Annotated in this window: 16 protein-coding genes; 12 read left to right on the top strand and 4 right to left on the bottom strand. The window is 66.2% G+C overall.

The genetic code is table 11. The features are described 5' to 3' along the window. The 6 genes from AC5P5R_RS11895 to AC5P5R_RS11870 form a co-directional block, all read left to right on the top strand. On the top strand, window positions 1-703 hold a 703-nt coding region (locus AC5P5R_RS11895; protein ID WP_495205387.1), incomplete at its 5' end, for a methyl-accepting chemotaxis protein. A gap of 37 nt (window positions 704-740) precedes the next feature. Further along, a complete protein-coding gene (locus AC5P5R_RS11890; protein ID WP_100438493.1) occupies window positions 741-1,610 on the top strand; it encodes a CheR family methyltransferase in 870 nt (289 codons plus the stop codon). Next, on the top strand, window positions 1,607-2,203 hold the full coding sequence (gene cheD, locus AC5P5R_RS11885; RefSeq protein ID WP_005409511.1) for a chemoreceptor glutamine deamidase CheD: 597 nt from the start codon (window positions 1,607-1,609) through the stop codon (window positions 2,201-2,203). The genes AC5P5R_RS11890 and cheD overlap by 4 nt, the downstream gene beginning before the upstream one ends. Then, a complete protein-coding gene (locus AC5P5R_RS11880; RefSeq protein ID WP_005409510.1) occupies window positions 2,200-3,273 on the top strand; it encodes a protein-glutamate methylesterase/protein-glutamine glutaminase in 1,074 nt (357 codons plus the stop codon). Before cheD ends, AC5P5R_RS11880 begins: the two co-directional genes overlap by 4 nt. A 92-nt stretch (window positions 3,274-3,365) precedes the next feature. Next, on the top strand, window positions 3,366-4,952 hold the full coding sequence (locus tag AC5P5R_RS11875; protein WP_100438492.1) for a hypothetical protein: 1,587 nt from the start codon (window positions 3,366-3,368) through the stop codon (window positions 4,950-4,952). A 90-nt stretch (window positions 4,953-5,042) separates the two neighbouring features. Beyond that, the gene (locus AC5P5R_RS11870; protein WP_100438491.1) at window positions 5,043-5,987 is read left to right on the top strand and encodes a hypothetical protein; all 945 of its coding nucleotides are present in this window, start codon (window positions 5,043-5,045) and stop codon (window positions 5,985-5,987) included. 91 nt (window positions 5,988-6,078) lie between these two features. Here the strand turns inward: AC5P5R_RS11870 and acnB are convergent, their stop codons facing one another. Genes acnB through AC5P5R_RS11855 form a run of 3 tightly spaced genes read right to left on the bottom strand, consistent with a single transcriptional unit; the run spans window position 6,079 to window position 9,343 of the window. Beyond that, complete coding sequence (gene acnB / locus AC5P5R_RS11865; protein ID WP_005409507.1) at window positions 6,079-8,670, bottom strand: bifunctional aconitate hydratase 2/2-methylisocitrate dehydratase; 2,592 nt, start codon at window positions 8,668-8,670, stop codon at window positions 6,079-6,081. 43 nt (window positions 8,671-8,713) lie between these two features. Next, window positions 8,714-9,112 carry a type II toxin-antitoxin system VapC family toxin gene (locus AC5P5R_RS11860; RefSeq protein WP_005409506.1) on the bottom strand — a complete coding sequence of 133 codons (399 nt, stop codon included), beginning with the start codon at window positions 9,110-9,112 and terminating at the stop codon, window positions 8,714-8,716. Window positions 9,113-9,118: 6 nt separating this feature from the next. Then, window positions 9,119-9,343 carry an AbrB/MazE/SpoVT family DNA-binding domain-containing protein gene (locus AC5P5R_RS11855; protein WP_005409505.1) on the bottom strand — a complete coding sequence of 75 codons (225 nt, stop codon included), beginning with the start codon at window positions 9,341-9,343 and terminating at the stop codon, window positions 9,119-9,121. Window positions 9,344-9,534: 191 nt separating this feature from the next. Between AC5P5R_RS11855 and bamE the strand changes: the two genes are divergently transcribed. After that, window positions 9,535-9,906, top strand: coding sequence for an outer membrane protein assembly factor BamE domain-containing protein (gene bamE / locus AC5P5R_RS11850; RefSeq protein WP_005409504.1), 372 nt, complete (start codon window positions 9,535-9,537; stop codon window positions 9,904-9,906). A gap of 260 nt (window positions 9,907-10,166) precedes the next feature. Next, window positions 10,167-12,920 carry an aconitate hydratase AcnA gene (acnA, locus tag AC5P5R_RS11845; protein WP_065183660.1) on the top strand — a complete coding sequence of 918 codons (2,754 nt, stop codon included), beginning with the start codon at window positions 10,167-10,169 and terminating at the stop codon, window positions 12,918-12,920. A gap of 151 nt (window positions 12,921-13,071) precedes the next feature. Here the strand turns inward: acnA and AC5P5R_RS11840 are convergent, their stop codons facing one another. Beyond that, the gene (locus tag AC5P5R_RS11840; protein ID WP_005409502.1) at window positions 13,072-14,622 is read right to left on the bottom strand and encodes a BCCT family transporter; all 1,551 of its coding nucleotides are present in this window, start codon (window positions 14,620-14,622) and stop codon (window positions 13,072-13,074) included. A 169-nt stretch (window positions 14,623-14,791) separates the two neighbouring features. On the opposite strand from AC5P5R_RS11840, the gene betI reads away from it, so the two are divergent. From betI to AC5P5R_RS11820, 4 genes are all read left to right on the top strand, one after another. After that, window positions 14,792-15,382 carry a transcriptional regulator BetI gene (gene betI, locus AC5P5R_RS11835; RefSeq protein WP_005409501.1) on the top strand — a complete coding sequence of 197 codons (591 nt, stop codon included), beginning with the start codon at window positions 14,792-14,794 and terminating at the stop codon, window positions 15,380-15,382. A gap of 38 nt (window positions 15,383-15,420) precedes the next feature. After that, a complete protein-coding gene (betB, locus tag AC5P5R_RS11830; RefSeq protein WP_005409500.1) occupies window positions 15,421-16,893 on the top strand; it encodes a betaine-aldehyde dehydrogenase in 1,473 nt (490 codons plus the stop codon). A gap of 101 nt (window positions 16,894-16,994) precedes the next feature. After that, a complete protein-coding gene (gene betA / locus AC5P5R_RS11825) occupies window positions 16,995-18,677 on the top strand; it encodes a choline dehydrogenase (RefSeq protein WP_012480082.1) in 1,683 nt (560 codons plus the stop codon). A 222-nt stretch (window positions 18,678-18,899) separates the two neighbouring features. Further along, window positions 18,900-20,576: a long-chain fatty acid--CoA ligase gene (locus AC5P5R_RS11820; RefSeq protein ID WP_012480081.1), complete on the top strand. Its 1,677-nt coding sequence runs from the start codon at window positions 18,900-18,902 to the stop codon at window positions 20,574-20,576. Window positions 20,577-20,633: the final 57 nt, after the last annotated feature.

The following is a 20,633-nucleotide window of genomic DNA, read 5'->3' as shown; positions in this document are numbered from 1 at the left end:
GCAGGGCGGCGAGGTGGTCGGCCAGGTGGTCACCACCATGTCGGCCATCGAAGCCTCGTCGAAGAAGATCGCCGAGATCATCAGCGTCATCGACGGCATCGCGTTCCAGACCAACATCCTGGCGCTGAACGCCGCAGTGGAAGCCGCGCGTGCCGGTGAGCAGGGCCGCGGCTTCGCCGTGGTCGCCAGCGAAGTGCGTACCCTCGCCCAGCGTTCGGCTGCGGCGGCCAAGGAGATCAAGGGCCTGATCGATGATTCGGTCGGCAAGGTCGCCGAAGGCTCCAGCCTGGTCCACCAGGCCGGCACCACCATGGGCGAGATCGTCGCCTCGGTGCAGCGCGTGACCGACATCATGGCCGAGATCTCCGCCGCCTCACAGGAACAGTCGGCCGGCATCGAGCAGGTCAACCAGACCGTGGTGCAGATGGACGAGACCACCCAGCAGAATGCAGCACTGGTGGAAGAAGCCACCGCCGCCGCACGTGCGATGGAAGACCAGGCCGCGCAGCTGGCCGACGCCGTGGCGATCTTCCGCCTCGACAACCAGGTCTCCGCCGCAGTGAAGGCTGTCGCCGAACGCGTGGAACCGGCGCGCATCACCACCGTGGCACGTCCGCAGCCGACCAGCGCGCCCACGCCGGTACGTCGCAGCAGCAACGCCAGCACCTTCGTCGCCAGCGATAGCGACTGGCAGGAATTCTGAGACCCACCCGCGGCGGCTTCGGCCGCCGCCTCTGCCGATGGACACGTCCCCCGTGCAAAGTCCTACTCCCATCGTCACCGGCCCGCGCGAATTCGAGTTCGCCGACCGTGATTTCCGCCGCGTCTGCGACCTGATCTACCAGCGCGTGGGCATCGCCCTCGCACCGGCCAAGCGCGACATGGTCTATGGCCGCCTGTCGCGCCGCCTGCGCACGCTGGGCATGCGCAGCTTCCAGCAGTACCTGGACCATCTTGAGCAGGAAGACGGTGACGAGTGGCAGGCGTTCACCAACGCGCTGACCACCAACCTGACCTCGTTCTTCCGCGAGCCGCACCACTTCGACAAGCTGCGCGAAGAACTGCAGCAGCGTTCCAGCCGTTCGCCGCTGCTGCTGTGGTCGTGCGCGGCGTCCACCGGTGAGGAACCCTATTCGATGGCGATCACCGCCTGCGAGGCCTTCGGTACGCTGAAGCCGCCGGTGCGCATCATCGCTACCGACGTCGATACCCAGGTACTGGCCACCGCCGGCCGCGGCGTCTACAACATCGACCGTGTCGCCAATCTCGACCCGGACCTGCGCCGCCGCTACTTCCAGCGTGGCAGCGGTCCCAACGAGGGGCAGTGCCGCGTGCTGCCGGCGCTGCGCGAGCTGATCGAGTTCCGTCCGCTGAACCTGCTCGCCCCGCGCTACGACGTCGGCGGCCCGTTCGACGCGCTGTTCTGCCGCAATGTGATGATCTACTTCGACAAGCCGACCCAGCGCGCCATCCTCGGCCGCCTGGTGCATCACCTGGCCGACGATGGCCTGCTCTACACCGGACACTCGGAGAACTACCTGCACGCCGCCGACCTGATCCAGCCCTGCGGGCGCACCCTGTACCGCCGCGCGGCAAAGGCCGGCGCATGAACGCCTCACTGCGTACCGACGACGTGATGCGCTACCAGGATGCACGCTTTCAGACCCTTGCCGCCAAGCTGCTGCCCACCCAGTACCTGGTGGTCGATGACACCACGGCGCTGACCACCACCCTGGGTTCGTGCGTGGCCGCCTGCCTGCGTGACCCGGTGCTGAAGATCGGCGGCATGAACCACTTCCTGCTGCCTGAGGGCAACGCCGGCGACGGCGCGCCCGCGCGCTACGGCAGCTACGCGATGGAACTGCTGATCAACGACATGCTCAAGCGCGGCGCGCACCGCAAGCGCATCGAGGCCAAGGTGTTCGGCGGCGCCAACGTGCTGAAGGGCTTCACCAGCAATCCGGTCGGCACCCGCAACGCCGAGTTCGTGCGCCAGTACCTGCAGGCCGAGCACATTCCGATCATCGCCGAGGACCTCTGCGGCATCCATCCGCGCAAGATCTGGTTCTTCGCCGATACCGGCCGCGTGGTGGTGCAGCGCCTGCCGCACGCTCACGAAGCCGAAGTCGCCGCCACCGAATCGGCGGTACGTGCACGCCTGTCCAAGGCCCCGGTCACCGGCGGCGTGGAGTTGTTCGAATGACCCTGACCGGCAACGCCCCCTGCCGGGTCCTGATCGTCGACGACTCCGCCGTCGTGCGCCAGATGCTCACGGAAATCCTGTCCAGCGATCCGGCCATCGACGTGGTCGGCACCGCTGCCGACCCGCTGCTGGCGCGCGAGAAGATCAAGCGCCTGGCCCCGGACGTGATCACGCTGGACGTGGAAATGCCACGCATGGACGGCCTCGCCTTCCTGGAAAACCTGATGCGGCTGCATCCACTGCCTGTGGTGATGATTTCCTCGTTGACCGAGCGCGGCGCCGATACCACGCTGCAGGCACTGGCACTGGGCGCCGTGGACTTCGTCTCCAAGCCCAAGCTGGACGTCGCACGCGGCCTGCAGGGCTACGCCGACGAGATCATCGCCAAGGTGAAGATGGCGGCGCGCTCGCGGGTGCGCCCGCTGGTGCGTGCTGCCGCTCCGAAACTCCTGCTGGAAGCAGCTCCTGCAATGCGCCCGGCTGCACCGCAGTTCCGCACCACCGACCGCCTGATCGCGATTGGTTCTTCGGCCGGCGGCACCGAGGCGCTGCGCGTGGTGCTGGAAGGCATGCCGGCCGATGCGCCTGCCGTGGTGATGACCCAGCACCTGCCTGCCAGCTTCAGCAGCGCCTTCGCCGAACGCCTGGACCGGCATTCCGCGATGGCCGTGCGTGAGGCCAGCGACGGCGAGGCAGTGCTGCCTGGCCATGCTTACCTGCCACCGGGCGGCAAGCACCTGCGGATCATCCGCGACGGTGCGCGCTGGCGCTGCCGCGTCGATGATGGCCCTGCAGTGAACCGTCACAAGCCCGCGGTGGACGTGCTGTTCCGTTCGGTCGCGCAAAGCGCGGGCGGCAACGCCATCGGCGCCATCCTCACCGGCATGGGTGACGATGGCGCGCGCGGCCTGCTGGAAATGCGCCAGGCCGGCGCACCGACGCTGGTCCAGGATGAAGCCACCAGCGTGGTCTGGGGCATGCCCGGCGCTGCCTTCAAACTGGGAGCGGCCGAAGAACAGGTGCCATTGGAACGGATCGCCGAACGACTCTTGGCGCTCGCCCGCGGCTGATCGTCCGCGGCATCGCACCGCCTGATTTCCTCTTTCAGATGCCGGCCCCGGAAGGGCCGGCACGGCTGTCGTGTTTTCCAAGGAGTTTGACCATGGCCCTGCGTCTCTTCCGTTACCAACCGTCACTGCTGGCGGCCGCTCTGCTGGCTCCGCTGGCAGCTACCGCTGCCGGCGTGCCGGCACCGCCGCAGGCCACCCCGGGCCTTCCCCCCGCCCCCGTCGCGAAGGGCACCGCCTGGACCGATCGCGTCCACATCCAGAGTGGTCCGGATACCGCATCGAAGCGCCTCCACGCACCCGACGTGGCGTTGCGCATCGTCACCCCCGATGACAGCGAGTCGCTCACGCCAAAGGGCCTCGCACTGCTCTTCAGCGGCAATGAGCCGGACTACTTCCGGCGCAACACCCTGCCCGGCAGCATCGTCGAGAGCCAGGCCAGCCCCGCCACCACGCTGATGCCCAACGTAGCCAGGGCGCTGGTGGGTGGCTACTTCAGCTATGCGCCTGACGCGCTGCCCAACCAGAGCAGCACCCTGCGTTTCAGTGCAGACACCTGGGCGCTGGTGCACCAGGGCAACACGCGGAAGGATCCCCTTTACCGCCTCAACCACGTCAGCACCATCGAGCAACGCCGTGCCGATGGCACCCTGGCTGAAATCATCAGATGCAGTGACAGCGACGACCGGGCGACCCTGGGCGAGTGGCAGGCCAATGACTACGCCAGGCTCAAGATTGCCGCCCAGGTGATCACGATGAAGTGCACAGAGCAGCTCATCAAGCGAATACCGGCGATGTACCCTCGCCCGCTTGCTGCTGAAGATCTCACGGCCTACGCAGGCGGTGCCGTGCCGCCGGCACGGGTGCGCATCTATGCCAGCCTGGGGCGGACCACCACCCTGTACACCGACGCCGCCTGCCGCGAGGACTACCGCGACAGGATCGACGTCAAGTACAACAACGCCGGTGACAAGGGCGTGCTCGGCATCCCCGCCACGGAAACCCTGCGCAGCAAGGAGAACGAGCGGTTCTCCATGCTCAGCTACCAGGAGTACGAAGTCGCCGGCGGCAAGCCGCTGATCGTCGAAGCGCGCTTCGACGCATCAAGCCGCATGTACTGCGACGGGCAGTTGTCGGGTCAGTTCGTGGCCAGGCCCGGACAGGACTACGAAGTGGAAATGGAAGTGGCCGACAAGATGTGCCGCCTGCATCTGCGCCAGGTACACGCCGATGGCAGAACGACGCCACAGGTTGCGCGCAAGACCCCCAGCATCTGTGAGGGCACGCGTGCGCCGGTGCGCGTTGAACCGCGGCAGGACATGCAGGTCCTGCTGTTCAGCCCAGGCCAGCTGCAGATCCAGGATGCCCGCCAGGGCAGCGCACCGGAACGGTTGACCGACGACGCGGGCAGCACCGAGGCACTGCGGAAGATGCTGCAGCAGGCCAGCAGCAATCCCGGCACACGCCTGTGCGTGGTGGTACCGGCTACCGATTACAGCAGCGCCCTTCACGATGCCGTGCGCGAACGCGTACTGGACGCACCGCAGGTATTGCCCAGCCTGTGGGAAGAGGCGGCCACGGTGAACAGGCGCCGCAGTGCCGCCGCCGATGCTCCGGTCGACATCGCCGCTGCGATCGTCCATTGCAATGCGTTCCCGATCAGGGAATTCGCGCCGCACTGAGCAATCGCTCCCCTACCTTCGGCCTTCGCCGGGCATCAACCACCAGAGCGCACACAGCGCCTCATCTTCGTTTCCCCAAGGAGTACTACCGTGGCATTACGCCCAACCTGCCTCACCGCCGCGATCGCGGCCACCCTGCTGCTGGCGCCGTCGGCCTACGCCAACGACGAAGCACCCACACCTACGCCTGCCGTGGATTCCGCGGTCACCAGCGGGTCAACGCTCGATCCAGCAACGGGTGCGGCGACCGCGCCAGACGCGGCGCACGCCCCCACCGCGGCCGATCCGGCCATCGGGAATGTCACAGCCGCCGTGGCACCTCCTGTCGACTACAGCAGCCTGCAGCACATCAAGGTCACCTCCGGACTGGGTGCAGGCCCCAACGGCAATCGCGTGGGCGATCACGTGCTGCGACTGGTGATGCGTGCCGACACCGCTGCCGTCACCGCGGCCAAGGTCGGCCTGTCTGCTCTGGCGTTCGTCACTGGCGTGGGTGACATCGGTACCAGCAACAGCTTCAGCAAGAACAACGTCCGTGGCGAGGACATCAACTCTGTGCCCAGCCCGGCCTTCGGCGCATTGCCCGGCATGATCCGCGAGCAGCTGGCACTCTATTTCGCGGCCCACCCCGGCGCCATTCCCAGCGACGAGCGCACCGTGGAAGCCAGTGCCGGCCAGTGGTCGCTGGTGTACCAGAAGCTCAGCGATGCAGAGACCCCCTACGAGCTGCGCCACGATGTAACCATCGGCTTCCCGGTGGTGCGCAAGCTGTTCCGCAGCGCCAGTGGCGGCCAGGGCGTGCACTGCCGGGACGAAGCACGGGTTGCCCCGCTGCAGGAATGGCAGGCAGACGACTACGCGAAGGCCAAGGCGGCGTCGCGTGAGTTCGCCGAGGCCTGCATCGCGCGTTTCGTGGCTGAGCTGCCCCGCCTGTTCCCCGACCATGGCGCTCTGCCGCAGCCTGCGGTGGAAGCCGAGCTTCCGGCGGAAACGCCGGCCGTGACCGAGGAAGCGGCGGCCGTTACCCAGGCCTGAACCTGGGTACGCCCCCAAACGAAGAACCCCCGGCTCTCACCGGGGGTTCTTCGTTTCAACGGCGTGCCGGCCAGTGGCCGGCACTACCGCATCAGGCAGCGACCGTGTTGGCCACGTCCTGGTATTCCTCGATCTGGTCGAAGTTCATGTAGCGGTAGATCTCCGCACCATTGGCGTTGATCACGCCGATGTCCGCCATGTACTCCTCCTTGGTCGGGATGCGGCCCAGACGCGAGCAGATCGCGGCCAGTTCGGCCGAACCCAGGTACACGTTGGTGTTGCGGCCCAGGCGGTTCGGGAAGTTGCGGGTCGAGGTCGACATCGCGGTGGAGCCTTCGCGGATCTGCGCCTGGTTGCCCATGCACAGCGAGCAGCCCGGCATTTCCATGCGGGCGCCGGTGGCGCCGAAGGTGCCGTACACGCCTTCCTTGGTCAGCTCCGAAGCATCCATCTTGGTCGGCGGAGCCACCCACAGACGGGTCGGCAGGTCACGCTTGCCTTCCAGCAGCTTGGCAGCGGCACGGAAGTGACCGATGTTGGTCATGCACGAACCGATGAACACTTCGTCGATCTTGGCGCCAGCGACTTCGGACAGGGTCTTCACGTCGTCCGGATCGTTCGGGCAGGCCACGATCGGCTCGTGGATGTCGGCCAGGTCGATCTCGATGACGGCGGCGTACTCGGCGTCGGCATCCGGCTCCAGCAGCTGCGGGTTGGCCAGCCACGCCTCCATCTTCTCGATGCGACGCTGCAGCGAACGCGGATCCTGGTAGCCCTCGGCAATCATCCACTTCAGCAGCGTGATGTTGCTGGTCAGGTACTCGATGATCGGTTCCTTGTTCAGGCGCACCGAGCAACCGGCCGCCGAACGCTCGGCCGAGGCGTCGGACAGTTCGAACGCCTGTTCGACCTTCAGCTCCGGCAGGCCTTCGATTTCCAGGATGCGGCCGGAGAAGATGTTCTTCTTGCCAGCCTTGGCCACGGTCAGCAGGCCCGACTTGATCGCGTACAGCGGGATCGCGTTGACCAGGTCACGCAGGGTCACGCCCGGCTGCATCTTGCCCTTGAAGCGCACCAGCACCGACTCCGGCATGTCCAGCGGCATCACGCCGGTGGCCGCAGCGAAGGCGACCAGGCCCGAACCGGCCGGGAACGAAATGCCCACCGGGAAGCGGGTGTGCGAGTCACCACCGGTACCCACGGTGTCAGGCAGCAGCATGCGGTTGAGCCAGCTATGGATCACGCCGTCGCCCGGGCGCAGCGAAACGCCGCCACGGGTGGAGATGAACTCCGGCAGGGTGTGGTGGGTCTTCACGTCCACCGGCTTCGGGTAGGCGGCGGTGTGGCAGAACGACTGCATCACCAGATCGGCCGAGAAGCCCAGGCAAGCCAGGTCCTTCAGCTCGTCACGGGTCATCGGGCCGGTGGTGTCCTGAGAGCCGACCGAGGTCATCTTCGGTTCGCAGTAGGTGCCCGGGCGCATGCCCTGGCCTTCCGGCAGGCCACAGGCGCGGCCGACCATCTTCTGTGCCAGCGAGAAGCCCTTGCCGGTGTCGGCCGGCTGCACCGGCAGGCGGAACAGGTTGGTCGGGGCCAGGCCCAGCGCTTCGCGCGCCTTGCCGGTCAGGCCACGGCCGATGATCAGCGGAATGCGGCCACCGGCACGCACTTCGTCGAACAGCACTTCGGACTTGACCTGGAACTCGGCGATCACTTCACCGTTCTTCAGCGCCTTGCCTTCGTACGGACGCAGCTCGACCACATCGCCGTGCTCCATCTTCGACACGTCCAGCTCGATCGGCAGTGCGCCGGCATCCTCCATGGTGTTGTAGAAGATCGGGGCGATCTTCGAACCCAGGCAGACGCCACCGGCGCGCTTGTTCGGGATGAACGGAATGTCATCACCGGTCCACCACAGCACGCTGTTGGTGGCCGACTTGCGCGAGGAGCCGGTACCGACCACGTCGCCGACATAGGCAACCAGGTGGCCCTTGTCCTTCAGGTCGAGGATCTGCTGGATCGGGCCGCGCTTGCCGTCTTCTTCCGGGGTGAACGGCGCGTCGTCGCGCTTGTTCTTCAGCATCGCCAGGGCGTGCATCGGGATGTCCGGGCGGGTGGTCGCATCCGGTGCCGGCGACAGGTCGTCGGTGTTGGTCTCGCCAGGCACCTTGAACACGGTGACGGTCAGGCTCTGCGGCACTTCCGGGTTGCTGGTGAACCACTCGGCATCGGCCCAGCTCTGCAGCACGGCCTGGGCGTTGGCGTTGCCGGCCTTGGCCTTTTCCTGCACGTCGTGGAACGCGTCGAACACCAGCAGGGTCTTCTTCAGGCCATTGGCAGCAATGGTGCCGACGCTGGTGTCGTCAAGCAGCTGCACCAACGGCGCAACGTTGTAACCGCCGAGCATGGTGCCCAGAAGTTCGGTGGCGCGCTCGCGGCTGATCAGCGGGTTCTGCTCGCTGCCCAGCGCGATCGCGGCCAGGTACGAGGCCTTGACCTTGGCTGCGTCATCGACGCCGGCCGGCACGCGGTGGGTCAGCAGGTCGAGCAGGAACTCGGCCTCGCCCTGCGGCGGGTTCTTCAGCAGTTCAATGACATCGGCCGTCTGCTGCGCGCTCAGCGGCAGCGGCGGGATGCCAAGCGCAGCGCGCTCGGCGACGTGGTGGCGGTAGGCTTCCAACATGACAACTCCCGGGTAATGCGTAGGTTGAAATAACAAAGTGGGCTCAGGCTTGCGGCACGATCAGCTTCAGGCCCTTGAAGTAGTCGCGGTAAAACGTGTCGTTCCAGGTGATCAGGCCGTCGCACTGCAGCAGTGCGTGGGCGCCGACCATGAATTCGTCCAGGCTGCGGCGGCTGCCGCCGCGCTGGCGATGACGGCGGTGCATCTCGCCGGCGCGCAGTGCCGACTTGGCTTCCATCGGATTGAAATGCACACCCATCTCTTCCAGCGCTTCGAGCACTTCGGCACCGCCGCGCAGCGATGCGCAGACTTCGGCCAACGTCGCGCCACAGACCACCACGCGGCCACCGACCAGGCTCTGCCTGAGGATGGCTTCCACGGCATCGGCCTGCGGACCATTGCTGAGCAGCTCGACCAGCACCGGTGAATCGACGGCGATCATCACGGCTTACTCCTCGTCACGCACCGCGCGCACCGCCGCGTCGGACGATTCGAAGCCGTCCAGCGCGAACTTGCCGCGCGCCCGTGAAATGGCATCGTCAACACTCTTGCGCAGGATGATGCGGCTGCCGTCCAGCTCGACCTTCAGCAGCGTGCCCTTGGTCAGGCCGAGGGCATCACGCACCGCCTTGGGCAGGGTGATCTGTCCGCGTTCAGCAACGGTGGCTTCCATGGGGGTACGCCTCAAAAAGTATGCATGAATTATACATACTTGCAGTATCTGGAACAAACCCGGCCAATCCGTGACCGCGATCCTGCGCTGGTCGCATCCGGGGGTTAGACTGGCTCCGCAGCGACCTGCTGCGGCCCCGGGCTGGACGCACCGCGTGCCGCCCGCACCTACCCGCCATAAAAGGATGTTCCATGCGCGCCTTGACCCTTGCCCTGATGCTGGCTGCCCCGCTGGCCCTTTCGACGACCGCAGCCCACGCCAATCCGTTCGGCGCCTACACCACCGGCGTCGAGATCACCCAACAGCAGATGGACACCCTGGAAGTCGGCAAGACCAGCCAGGACCAGGTCCGTGAGAAGTTCGGCGCACCCGGCCGCCGCGAACAGCTGGGCGACACCCAGGTCTGGTACTACGACTACGTGAAGATCAAGACCTTCGGCAAGAACATCCAGGAAGCGACCGTCCTGGAATTCAACAAGCAGGGTGTGCTGACGGCCAAGTCCAAGAGCAATGCTGTTGGCAAGACCGGCAATCCGCTGCTGGATGCCGCCAACGGCAAGTAAGTCCTGCTCGACACGCACTTCCGGACGGGACGCCCATGGGCGTCCCGTCTGCGTTCGGGCCAGCGGGCGACGACCGCACGCGCTGACACGAAGGCTACACACACCGCTGTAACCTTGCGTTCCAAGCCAGCCGGGTCATTGCCGGGCGCTGGATCGCCGATACTGGGCAGGATCCGGGGCCGGAATGCCACCGGCGACCGCAAGCAGGCCCCTGCACGCACGGGCCAGAGCAAGCCATCCGCAAGAAGGAGTTACCCCGCATGAGCGATTCGTTCTCCACCCGCAGCCAGCTGAACGTCGGCGGCAAGACCTACGACTACTTCAGCCTGCCCACGCTGGGCCAGCGCTTCGATATCTCCCACCTGCCCTACTCGATGAAGATCCTGCTGGAGAACCTGCTCCGGCACGAGGACGGCGGCATCACCGTCGGCAAGGACCACATCGAAGCCGTGGCCCGCTGGAATCCGGCGGCAGAACCGGACACCGAGATCGCCTTCATGCCGGCGCGCGTGGTCCTGCAGGACTTCACCGGCGTACCCTGCGTGGTCGACCTGGCCGCGATGCGCGATGCGGTGGTCAAGCTCGGCGGCTCGCCGGAGCAGATCAACCCGCAGATTCCTTCCGAGCTGGTCATCGACCACTCGGTGCAGGTCGATGTGTTCGGCAAGCCGGACGCACTGGACCTCAACGGCAAGATCGAATTCCAGCGCAACCAGGAACGCTACGGCTTCCTGCGCTGGGGCCAGAAGGCCTTCGACAACTTCAAGGTGGTGCCGCCGAACACCGGCATCGTCCACCAGGTGAACCTGGAAAACCTCGCCCGCGTGGTGATGACCGCGGACAAGGATGGCAAGGCCGTGGCCTACCCCGATACCGTGTTCGGTACCGACAGCCACACCACGATGATCAACGGCATCGGCGTGCTGGGCTGGGGCGTGGGCGGCATCGAAGCGGAGGCCGCCATGCTCGGCCAGCCATCGTCCATGCTGATCCCGCAGGTGGTCGGCTTCAAGCTGACCGGCAAGCTGCCCGAGGGTGCCACCGCCACCGACCTGGTGCTGACCGTCACCCAGATGCTGCGCAAGCTGGGCGTGGTCGGCAAGTTCGTCGAGTTCTACGGTGACGGCCTGCAGCACCTGCCGCTGGCCGACCGCGCCACCATCGGCAACATGGCCCCGGAATACGGCGCCACCTGTGGCATCTTCCCGATCGACGCCGAGTCGCTGAACTACCTGCGCCTGTCCGGCCGCAGCGAAGAGCAGATCAACCTGGTCGAGGCCTACGCCAAGGCGCAGGGCCTGTGGCACGAGCCGGGCAGCCCGCACGCCCAGTACAGCACCACGCTGGAACTGGACATGGGCACGGTGAAGCCGTCGCTGGCCGGCCCGAAGCGCCCGCAGGACCGCGTGCTGCTGGAAGACGTGCAGAAGAACTACCGTGAAGCCCTGGTCGGCATGACCGCCAACCGTGACAAGCGCAGCGACGACGTCTCCTCGTTCGTCAACGAAGGCGGCGGCGCCGCGGTCGGCAACGAGCAGCTGGCCAAGGGCTTCGCCGACATCGAGATCGAAGGCCGCAAGGTCCGCCTGAAGGACGGCGCGGTGGTCATCGCTGCCATTACTTCGTGCACCAATACCTCCAACCCGGCGGTGATGATCGGCGCCGGCCTGCTGGCCCGCAATGCGGCCGCCAAGGGCCTGAACCGCCAGCCGTGGGTGAAGACCTCGCTCGGGCCGGGCTCGCGGGTGGTCACCGATTACCTGGAAAAGGCCGGCGTACTGAAGGAGCTGGAAAAGATCGGCTTCTACGTGGTCGGCTACGGCTGCACCACCTGCATCGGCAACTCCGGCCCGCTGCCGACCGAAGTCAGCGCCGGCATCGCCACCGGCGACTTGGTGGTCACCTCGGTGCTGTCGGGCAATCGCAACTTCGAGGGCCGCGTGCACCCCGAAGTGAAGATGAACTACCTGGCCAGCCCGCCGCTGGTGGTGGCCTACGCCATCGCCGGCACCACCGACATCGACCTGACCACCCAGCCGCTGGGTACCGGCAGCGATGGCCAGCCAGTGTTCCTGCGCGACATCTGGCCGAGCAACAAGGAAATCGGTGACGTCATCGCCGCCACCATCGGCCCGGAGATGTTCAAGCAGAACTACGCGGATGTGTTCAAGGGTGACACCCGCTGGAACACCATCGCCTCACCGGACGGCAACCTGTACGCGTGGAGCGATGCGTCCACCTACATCAAGAACCCGCCGTACTTCGATGGCATGACCATGCAGACCGGCAGCATCGACGACGTGCACGGCGCACGCGTGATGGGCCTGTTCGGCGATTCGATCACCACCGACCACATCTCCCCGGCCGGCAACATCAAGAAGGACTCGCCGGCAGGCCGCTTCCTGCAGGAGCGCGGCGTGCAGCCGGCCGACTTCAACAGCTACGGCAGCCGCCGCGGCAACGATGACGTGATGGTCCGCGGCACCTTCGCCAACATCCGCATCAAGAACCTGATGTTCGGTGGCGAGGAAGGCGGCAACACCCTGTACTACCCGGCCGGTGGCGGCCAGCCGGAAAAGCTGGCGATCTACGATGCGGCCATGAAGTACAAGGCCGACAAGGTGCCGCTGGTGGTGCTGGCCGGCAAGGAATACGGCACCGGTTCGTCGCGTGACTGGGCTGCCAAGGGCACCCTGCTGCTGGGGGTGAAGGCGGTCATCGCCGAAAGCTTCGAGCGCATCCACCGCTCCAACCTGGTCGGCATGGGCGTGCTGCCGCTGCAGTTCCGCAACGGCGAGAACGCGCAGAGCCTGGGCCTGGACGGCTCGGAAGTGATCGACATCACCGGCCTGCAGGACGGTGCCAGCAAGCGCGCCACGGTCACCGCGACCAAGACCGACGGCACGAAGAAGACCTTCGAGGTGTCGGTGATGCTGCTGACCCCGAAGGAAGTCGAGTACTTCCGTCATGGTGGCCTGCTGCAGTACGTGCTGCGCCAGTTGGCCAGCAAGTAACGTTCCGCTCTCGGTAGAGTCGACTGCTGGTCGACTACCCAACAAAAGGGCCGGATCCTCGCGGATCCGGCCCTTCCTGTTTCTCTGCAGACAGGCATGGCCTGGCTCTACCGCATCTCCGGCGGCACCGGGATGGGCGCCAGGTGCGCGCTCAGCGGCGCGGCGCGTCCGGGTCGGTGCGCAGCGCCTTCAGCAGGCCCCACATGTAGAACGCCAGGGTGAACGAGAATGGCAGGCCGCACAGCACCACCGCCGTCTGCATTGCGCTGAAATTGCCGGCCAGCAGCAGCCCGACGCTGGCCACGGTGATGCCGACGGCCCAGAACACGCGCAGCCAGATCGGCGCGTCATGACCGTCTTCCACGCCATCGTCAACGCGACGGGTACACAGGTTGGCGATCATCAGCGTGCCCGAATCGACCGGGGTCAGGAACAGCACGAAGCCGATCACCACCGCGGCACCGGCCACGTACGGCGCGGCGGGCAGGTATTCCAGCAGCTTGAACAGCGTCATCGCCGCATCGTGCTGGGCCACGTCACCCAGGATCGCCTGGCCATGGTTGAGCACCAGGTCGATGGCGGTGTTGCCGAAGATCGACAGCCACGCCAGGGTGAAGCCGAGCGGGATCAGCAGCACGCCCATGATCACTTCGCGGATGGTGCGGCCACGCGAGATGCGTGCCACGAAAAGGCCGACGAACGGCGCCCAGGCGATCCACCAGGCCCAGTAGAACAGCGTCCACGAGCCCATCCACTCACGGCCCTTCGGGTCGTTGAGGTACATGTCGAAACTCTTGCGCACGAACGCACCGAGGTAATCGCCGGTGTTCTGGATCAGGCCATCGAACAGGTGCAGGGTCGGGCCGGTGACCAGCACGAACAGCAGCAGGCCGCACAGCAGGCGCACGTTGAGGTTGGACAACCAGGCAATGCCCTTCTCCACACCGGCGACCACGCCGATGGTGGCCACCACCATCATCACCAGCACGATCGCCACCAGCACCTGCGGCGTATCCGGGATGTGGAACAGGTAGACCAGACCGGACTGCACCACCAGCGCGCCGATGCCGAGGTTGGTGACCATCGAGATCAGCGTGGCGAGGATGCCGAAGCCATCGACCATGTCGCCGATGCGGCCATGGATGCGCTCTCCGAAGATCGGGTACAGCGCCGAGCGCAGCGCCAGCGGCAGGTCACGGCGGTAGGCGAAATAGCCCAGTGCCACGCCGACCAGCGCATACAGCGCCCAGCCGTGCAGGCCCCAGTGCAGGAAGGTCAGCACCATCGCCTCGCGGCCGGCGGCCACGGTGCCGCCGGGTTGCCCGGGCGGATGCAGGAAGTGGTCCAGCGGCTCGTAGGCGCCGTAGTACAGCAGCGCGATGCCGATGCCGGCCGAGAACAGCATCGAGACCCAGGCGACGTAGCCGAAGGCCGGCGATTCCTCGTTGTGACCCAGGCGGATGCGGCCATACGGCGAGAACGCCAGCCACAGCACGAAGCCCAGGCACAGCACGATCAGCAGCATGTACCACCAGCCGAACGCGGCCGACACCTCGGCCTGCGCCCATTGCAGCCAGTGCTCGCTGCCTTCGGGATAGAGAACGGTGAGCAGCCCGAGGATGCCGATCGACACCGAGGAGCTGAAGAAGACAAAACGGTTCAAGCGCAGGGGCGAACGCTTGGGATGAGCCAGGGAAGACATGGGGTCGTCTCATCAAGTCCGAGGGAGCACATGGGCGGGCCGGACCGGTAAACCGGGCCCATGGCGTGGGGCGCGAGCGCATCCTAGGGTTTATTGATTGAACGTTCAATCAATAAAAAGCATAATGGCGGGCAGCCCGATCCTTCGGGTCGCAATCCGTGGAGAGACAATGCCGAAGAAAGGCGTGGAACCGGTACGGCGCGAACAGCTGATCCGGGCCACTTTCCAGACCATCGACGAGATCGGCATGGCCGATGCGACCGTCGCCACCATCGCGAAGAAGGCAGGGCTGTCCAGCGGCATCGTCGCCCACTACTTCGGCGACAAGGACGGCCTGCTCAATGCTGCAATGCGGCAGATCCTGCGCGAGCTGAAGGACGCGGTCGCCCGCTACCGCGCCGACGCCAGCGACGACCCACGCGAGCAGCTGCGCGCCATCGTCGACGGCAACTTCGACGACAGCCAGATCAACGGCACCGCGATGCGCGTCTGGCTCACCTTCTGGGCCGCGAGCATGCACCAGCCGGAACTGGCCCGGCTGCAGCGCGCCAACGACCAGCGCCTGTTCTCCAACCTGTGCCACCAGTTCAACCGCCTGCTGCCCCACCCGCAGGCCCGCCTGGCCGCCCGCGGGCTGGCCGCGATGATCGATGGCCTGTGGCTGCGCGGCAGCCTGGTCGGCGGCCAGTTCAACGCCGAGAAGTCCCGGCGCATCGCTTACGGCTACATCGACTTCCAGTTGCAGGCTGTCGCGCTATAAGCGCTCCAGCACCCGCCCCCTTCCAAGGAGTACGCCCCATGACCACCCTGCCCGTCCAACAGCTCTACATCCACGGCCAGCGCGTCGATGCCACCAGCGGCAAGACCTTCAAGACCGTCAATCCGGCCACCGGTGAGGTGATCGCCGAAGTGCAGGTTGCCAGCCAGGCCGACGTCGAGCGTGCCGTGCAGAGCGCGTCCGAAGGCCAGAAGGTGTGGGCCGCGATGACCGCGATGGAGCGCTCGCGCATCCTGCGCCGCGCCGTTGAGATCCTGCGTGAGCGCAACGACGAGCTGGCCCACCTGGAAACCCTGGACACCGGCAAGGCGCTGGCCGAAACCACCACCGTGGACATCGTCACCGGCGCCGACGTGGTCGAGTACTACGCCGGCCTGGCCACCGCCATCGAAGGCATCCAGCTGCCGCTGCGCGAATCGAGCTTCTTCTACACCCGTCGCGAGCCGCTGGGCGTGGTCGCCGGCATCGGCGCCTGGAACTACCCGATCCAGATCGCCATGTGGAAGTCGGCCCCGGCGCTGGCTGCCGGCAACGCGATGGTGTTCAAGCCCTCCGAAGTGACCCCGCTGACCGCGATCCGGCTGGCCGAGATCTACACCGAAGCCGGCGTGCCGGCTGGCGTGTTCAACGTCGTGCAGGGCCCGGGCCGCGAGATCGGCCAGTGGCTGACCGAGCACCCGGTGATCGAGAAGATTTCCTTCACCGGCGGCGTCGCCACCGGCAAGAAGGTCATGGCCAGCGCCGCGTCCTCCTCACTGAAGGAAGTGACCATGGAGCTGGGCGGCAAGTCGCCGCTGGTGATCTGCGATGACGCCGACCTGGACCGCGCCGCCGACATCGCGGTGATGGCCAACTTCTTCAGCTCCGGCCAGGTCTGCACCAACGGCACCCGCGTGTTCGTGCCGCGCAGCATGCTCGCCGCGTTCGAGGCCGCCGTTGTCGAGCGCGTCAAGCGCATCCGCATCGGCGACCCGATGGCCGCCGAAACCAACTTCGGCCCGCTGACCAGCTTCCCGCACATGGAAAACGTGCTGCGCTACATCGAAAGCGGCAAGGCCGAAGGCGCCCGCCTGCTGACCGGCGGTGGCCGTGCCACCGAAGGCGCGCTGGCCAATGGCGCCTACGTTCTGCCGACCGTGTTCTCCGACTGCCGCGATGACATGACCATCGTCAAGGAAGAGATCTTCGGGCCGGTCATGAGCATCCTCGCCTACGACGACGAAGACGAAGTGGTGCGTCGCGCCAACGACACCACCTTCGGTCTGGCCGCCGGCGTGGTCAGCAAGGACATCAGCCGCGCCCACCGCATCATCCACCGCCTGGAAGCCGGCATCTGCTGGATCAATACGTGGGGTGAGTCTCCGGCCGAAATGCCGGTCGGTGGCTACAAGGAATCCGGCGTCGGCCGCGAGAACGGCATTTCCACCCTCGGCCACTACACCCGCATCAAGTCGGTGCAGGTGGAACTGGGCGACTACGCCAGCGTGTTCTGACCGGCGCGCCCCGAGCGCGCACCCTCGTCCGGCCACCGCGCCGATCCGACATTCCGCCGGGACGCCTGCACGCAGCGCGCCCCGGCCTGCAGGAGACACCCATGAGCACCCACAACGAGTACGACTACATCATCATCGGCGCCGGTTCGGCCGGCAACGTGCTGGCTACCCGCCTCACCGAAGATGCCGATGTCAGCGTGCTGCTGCTGGAAGCCGGTGGCCCGGACTACCGGCTCGACTTCCGTACCCAGATGCCGGCGGCACTGGCCTTCCCGCTGCAGGGCAAGCGCTACAACTGGGCGTACAAGACCGATCCCGAGCCCTTCATGAACAACCGCCGCATGGACTGCGGCCGCGGCAAGGGCCTGGGCGGCTCGTCGCTGATCAACGGCATGTGCTACATCCGCGGCAACGCGATGGATTACGACAACTGGGCCAGCATGCCGGGCCTGGAAGACTGGACCTACCTGGACTGCCTGCCATACTTCCGCAAGGCGGAAACCCGTGACATCGGCCCCAATGACTACCACGGTGGCGACGGCCCGCTGCGCGTGACCACGCCGAAGGCCGGTAACAACGAGCTGTTCGCTGCGATGGTCGAAGCCGGCGTACAGGCCGGCTACCCGCGCACCGACGACCTCAACGGCTACCAGCAGGAAGGCTTCGGCCCGATGGACCGCACGGTGACCCCGAAGGGCCGTCGCTCCAGCACCGCCCGTGGTTACCTGGACCTGGCCAAGCCGCGCCCGAACCTGACCATCGTCACCCACGCGCTTACCGACCGCATCCTGTTCTCGGGCAAGCGTGCGGTGGGCGTGCAGTGGCTGCGCAACGACCAGCCGCAGCGTGCCACCGCGCGCCGCGAAGTACTGCTGTGTGGCGGCGCCATCGCCTCGCCGCAGATCCTGCAGCGTTCGGGCGTCGGCCCGGCCGACCTGCTGCGCAGCCTGGACATCGACCTGGTGCACCACCTGCCGGGCGTCGGCGCCAACCTGCAGGACCACCTGGAGATGTACCTGCAGTACGAGTGCAAGAAGCCGGTCTCGCTGGCACCGGCACTGAAGCTGTACAACCAGCCGGCCATCGGCGCCGAGTGGCTGTTCCTGGGCACCGGCATCGGCGCCAGCAACCAGTTCGAGGCCGGCGGCTTCATCCGCAGCGACGCCGAATTCGACTGGCCGAACCTGCAGTACCACTTCCTGCCGGTGGCGATCAATTACAACGGCTCCAACCCGATCAAGGCGCACAGCTTCCAGATGCACGTCGGTTCGATGCGCTCGCCCAGCCGCGGCCGCATCCACGTGCGTTCGAAGGATCCGCGCGAACATCCGAGCATCCTCTTCAACTACATGTCGCATGAGCAGGACTGGCGCGAGTTCCGCGCGGCGATCCGCATCACCCGCGAGATCTTCGCGCAGCCGGCGCTGGCACCGTACAGCGGCCGCGAGATTTCCCCGGGCAGCGCGCTGCAGACCGATGCGCAGATCGATGCGTTCGTCCGCGAACATGCCGAGACCGCCTACCACCCGTCGTGCTCGAACAAGATGGGCCACGCCGATGACCCGATGGCGGTGGTCGACGGCCAGGGCCGCGTGCACGGGCTGGAAGGCCTGCGCATCGTCGATGCCTCGATCATGCCGCAGGTGGTGACCGGCAACCTCAACGCGCCGACCATCATGATGGCCGAGAAGCTGGCCGACGTGATCCGCGGCCGCACCCCGCTGGCCCGCAGCACCGCGCCGTACTACAAGGCCAACGGTGCACCGGTGCGCAAGCAGGACTGACGCAAGCGCCCGGCTTGGCGACACGGTCGTGCCGGCCGCTGGCCGGCATCCACCGGAATCCCGATCGAGCGCAGACGCCGGCCAGCGGCCGGCACGACCAAGCAAAGAGGCCCTTCGGGGCCTCTTCGCGTTTTCCCTACGGCGGGGTATGCTGCAATGAACGGCCATTGTCGCTACGCTCAGGGCCGGAACCTAATACATCACGATTCCTGGAGGGGGAATATGAGTCTGGATCGTCCCTGGCTGCAGAGCTATCCGAAAGGCGTTCCCGCCGAAATCGACGTCAACGAGTTCCATTCGGTAGCTTCGGTCTTCGACGCTTCCGTCGCGAAATTCCGCGACCGTCCGGCCTACTCCAGCTTCGGCAAAGTGCTCACCTACGGTGAGACCGATGCGCTGGTCACCCAGTTCGCCGCCTACCTGCTGGGTGAGCTCAAGCTCAAGAAGGGTGACCGCGTCGCCCTGATGATGCCCAACTGCCTGCAGTACCCGGTGGCCACCTTCGGCGTGCTGCGCGCCGGACTGACCGTGGTCAACGTCAACCCGCTGTACACCGCGCGCGAACTCAAGCACCAGCTGGTCGACGCGGGCGTCAGTGCGCTGGTGGTGGTCGACAACTTCGGCGACACCGTCGAACAGGTCATCGCCGATACGCCGGTCAAGCACGTGGTCACCACCGGCCTGGGCGACCTGCTCGGCGCCAAGGGCGCGATCGTCAACTTCGTGCTGAAGTACGTCAAGAAGATGGTGCCCAACTACCACATCAAGGGCGCCGTCCGCTTCAGGCAGGCGCTCAAGCTGGGCAGCCGCCACGCGCTTCCGAAGGTCGAGATCGACCACGACGACATCGCTTTCCTGCAGTACACCGGCGGTACCACCGGCGTGGCCAAGGGCGCGATGCTGACCAACCGCAACCTGATCGCCAACATGCAGCAGGCGTCGGCGTGGCTGTCCACCTCGGGCATCGAGCCGGGCAAGGAAGTGATCATCACTGCCCTGCCGCTGTACCACATCTTCGCGTTGACCGCGAACGGCCTGGTCTTCATGAAGTTCGGTGGCTGCAACCACCTGATCACCAACCCGCGCGACATGAAGGGCTTCGTCAAGGAGCTCAAGGGCACCCGCTTCACCGCCATCACCGGCGTCAACACGCTGTTCAACGGCCTGCTCAACACGCCCGGCTTCGACGAGATCGACTTCTCTTCGGTCAAGTTCACCCTCGGCGGCGGCATGGCGGTACAACGTGCCGTGGCCGAACGCTGGAAGAAGGTCACCGGGGTGACCCTGGTCGAAGCCTATGGCCTGACCGAGACCTCGCCGGCGGCCTGCATCAACCCGCTCACCCTGCCCGAGTACAACGGCGCCATCGGGCTGCCGATCCCGTCCACCGATGCGTGCATCAAGGACGACAACGGCAACATCCTGGCGCTGGGCGAAGTGGGCGAGCTGTGCATCAAGGGCCCGCAGGTGATGAAGGGCTACTGGCAGCGCCCGGAGGAAACCGCCACCGCCATCGACGCCGACGGCTGGCTGCACACCGGCGACATGGCGAAGATGGACGAGCAGGGCTTCTTCTATATCGTCGACCGCAAGAAGGACATGATCCTGGTGTCCGGCTTCAACGTGTACCCGAACGAGGTCGAGGACGTCATCGCGATGATGCCCGGCGTGTTGGAAGTGGCTGCGGTCGGTGTCCCGGACGAGAAGTCCGGCGAGGTCGTGAAGGTCGTGATCGTGAAGAAGGACCCGAACCTGACCGCGGAAATGGTCAAGGAACATGCCCGGGCCAACCTGACCGGTTACAAGCACCCCAGAATCGTAGAATTCCGAAAGGAGCTGCCGAAGACCAACGTCGGCAAGATTCTCCGTCGCGAGCTGCGTGATACGCCCGCCCAGTAAGGGTTTCCGGGCGGCACGACAGTACAGGGGACCCCGCCGGAGACGGCGGGGTCTTTT

This window comes from Stenotrophomonas sp. YJH_SMC_19 (assembly GCF_059367915.1).
This window is presented reverse-complemented; position numbering and strand designations above follow the sequence as displayed.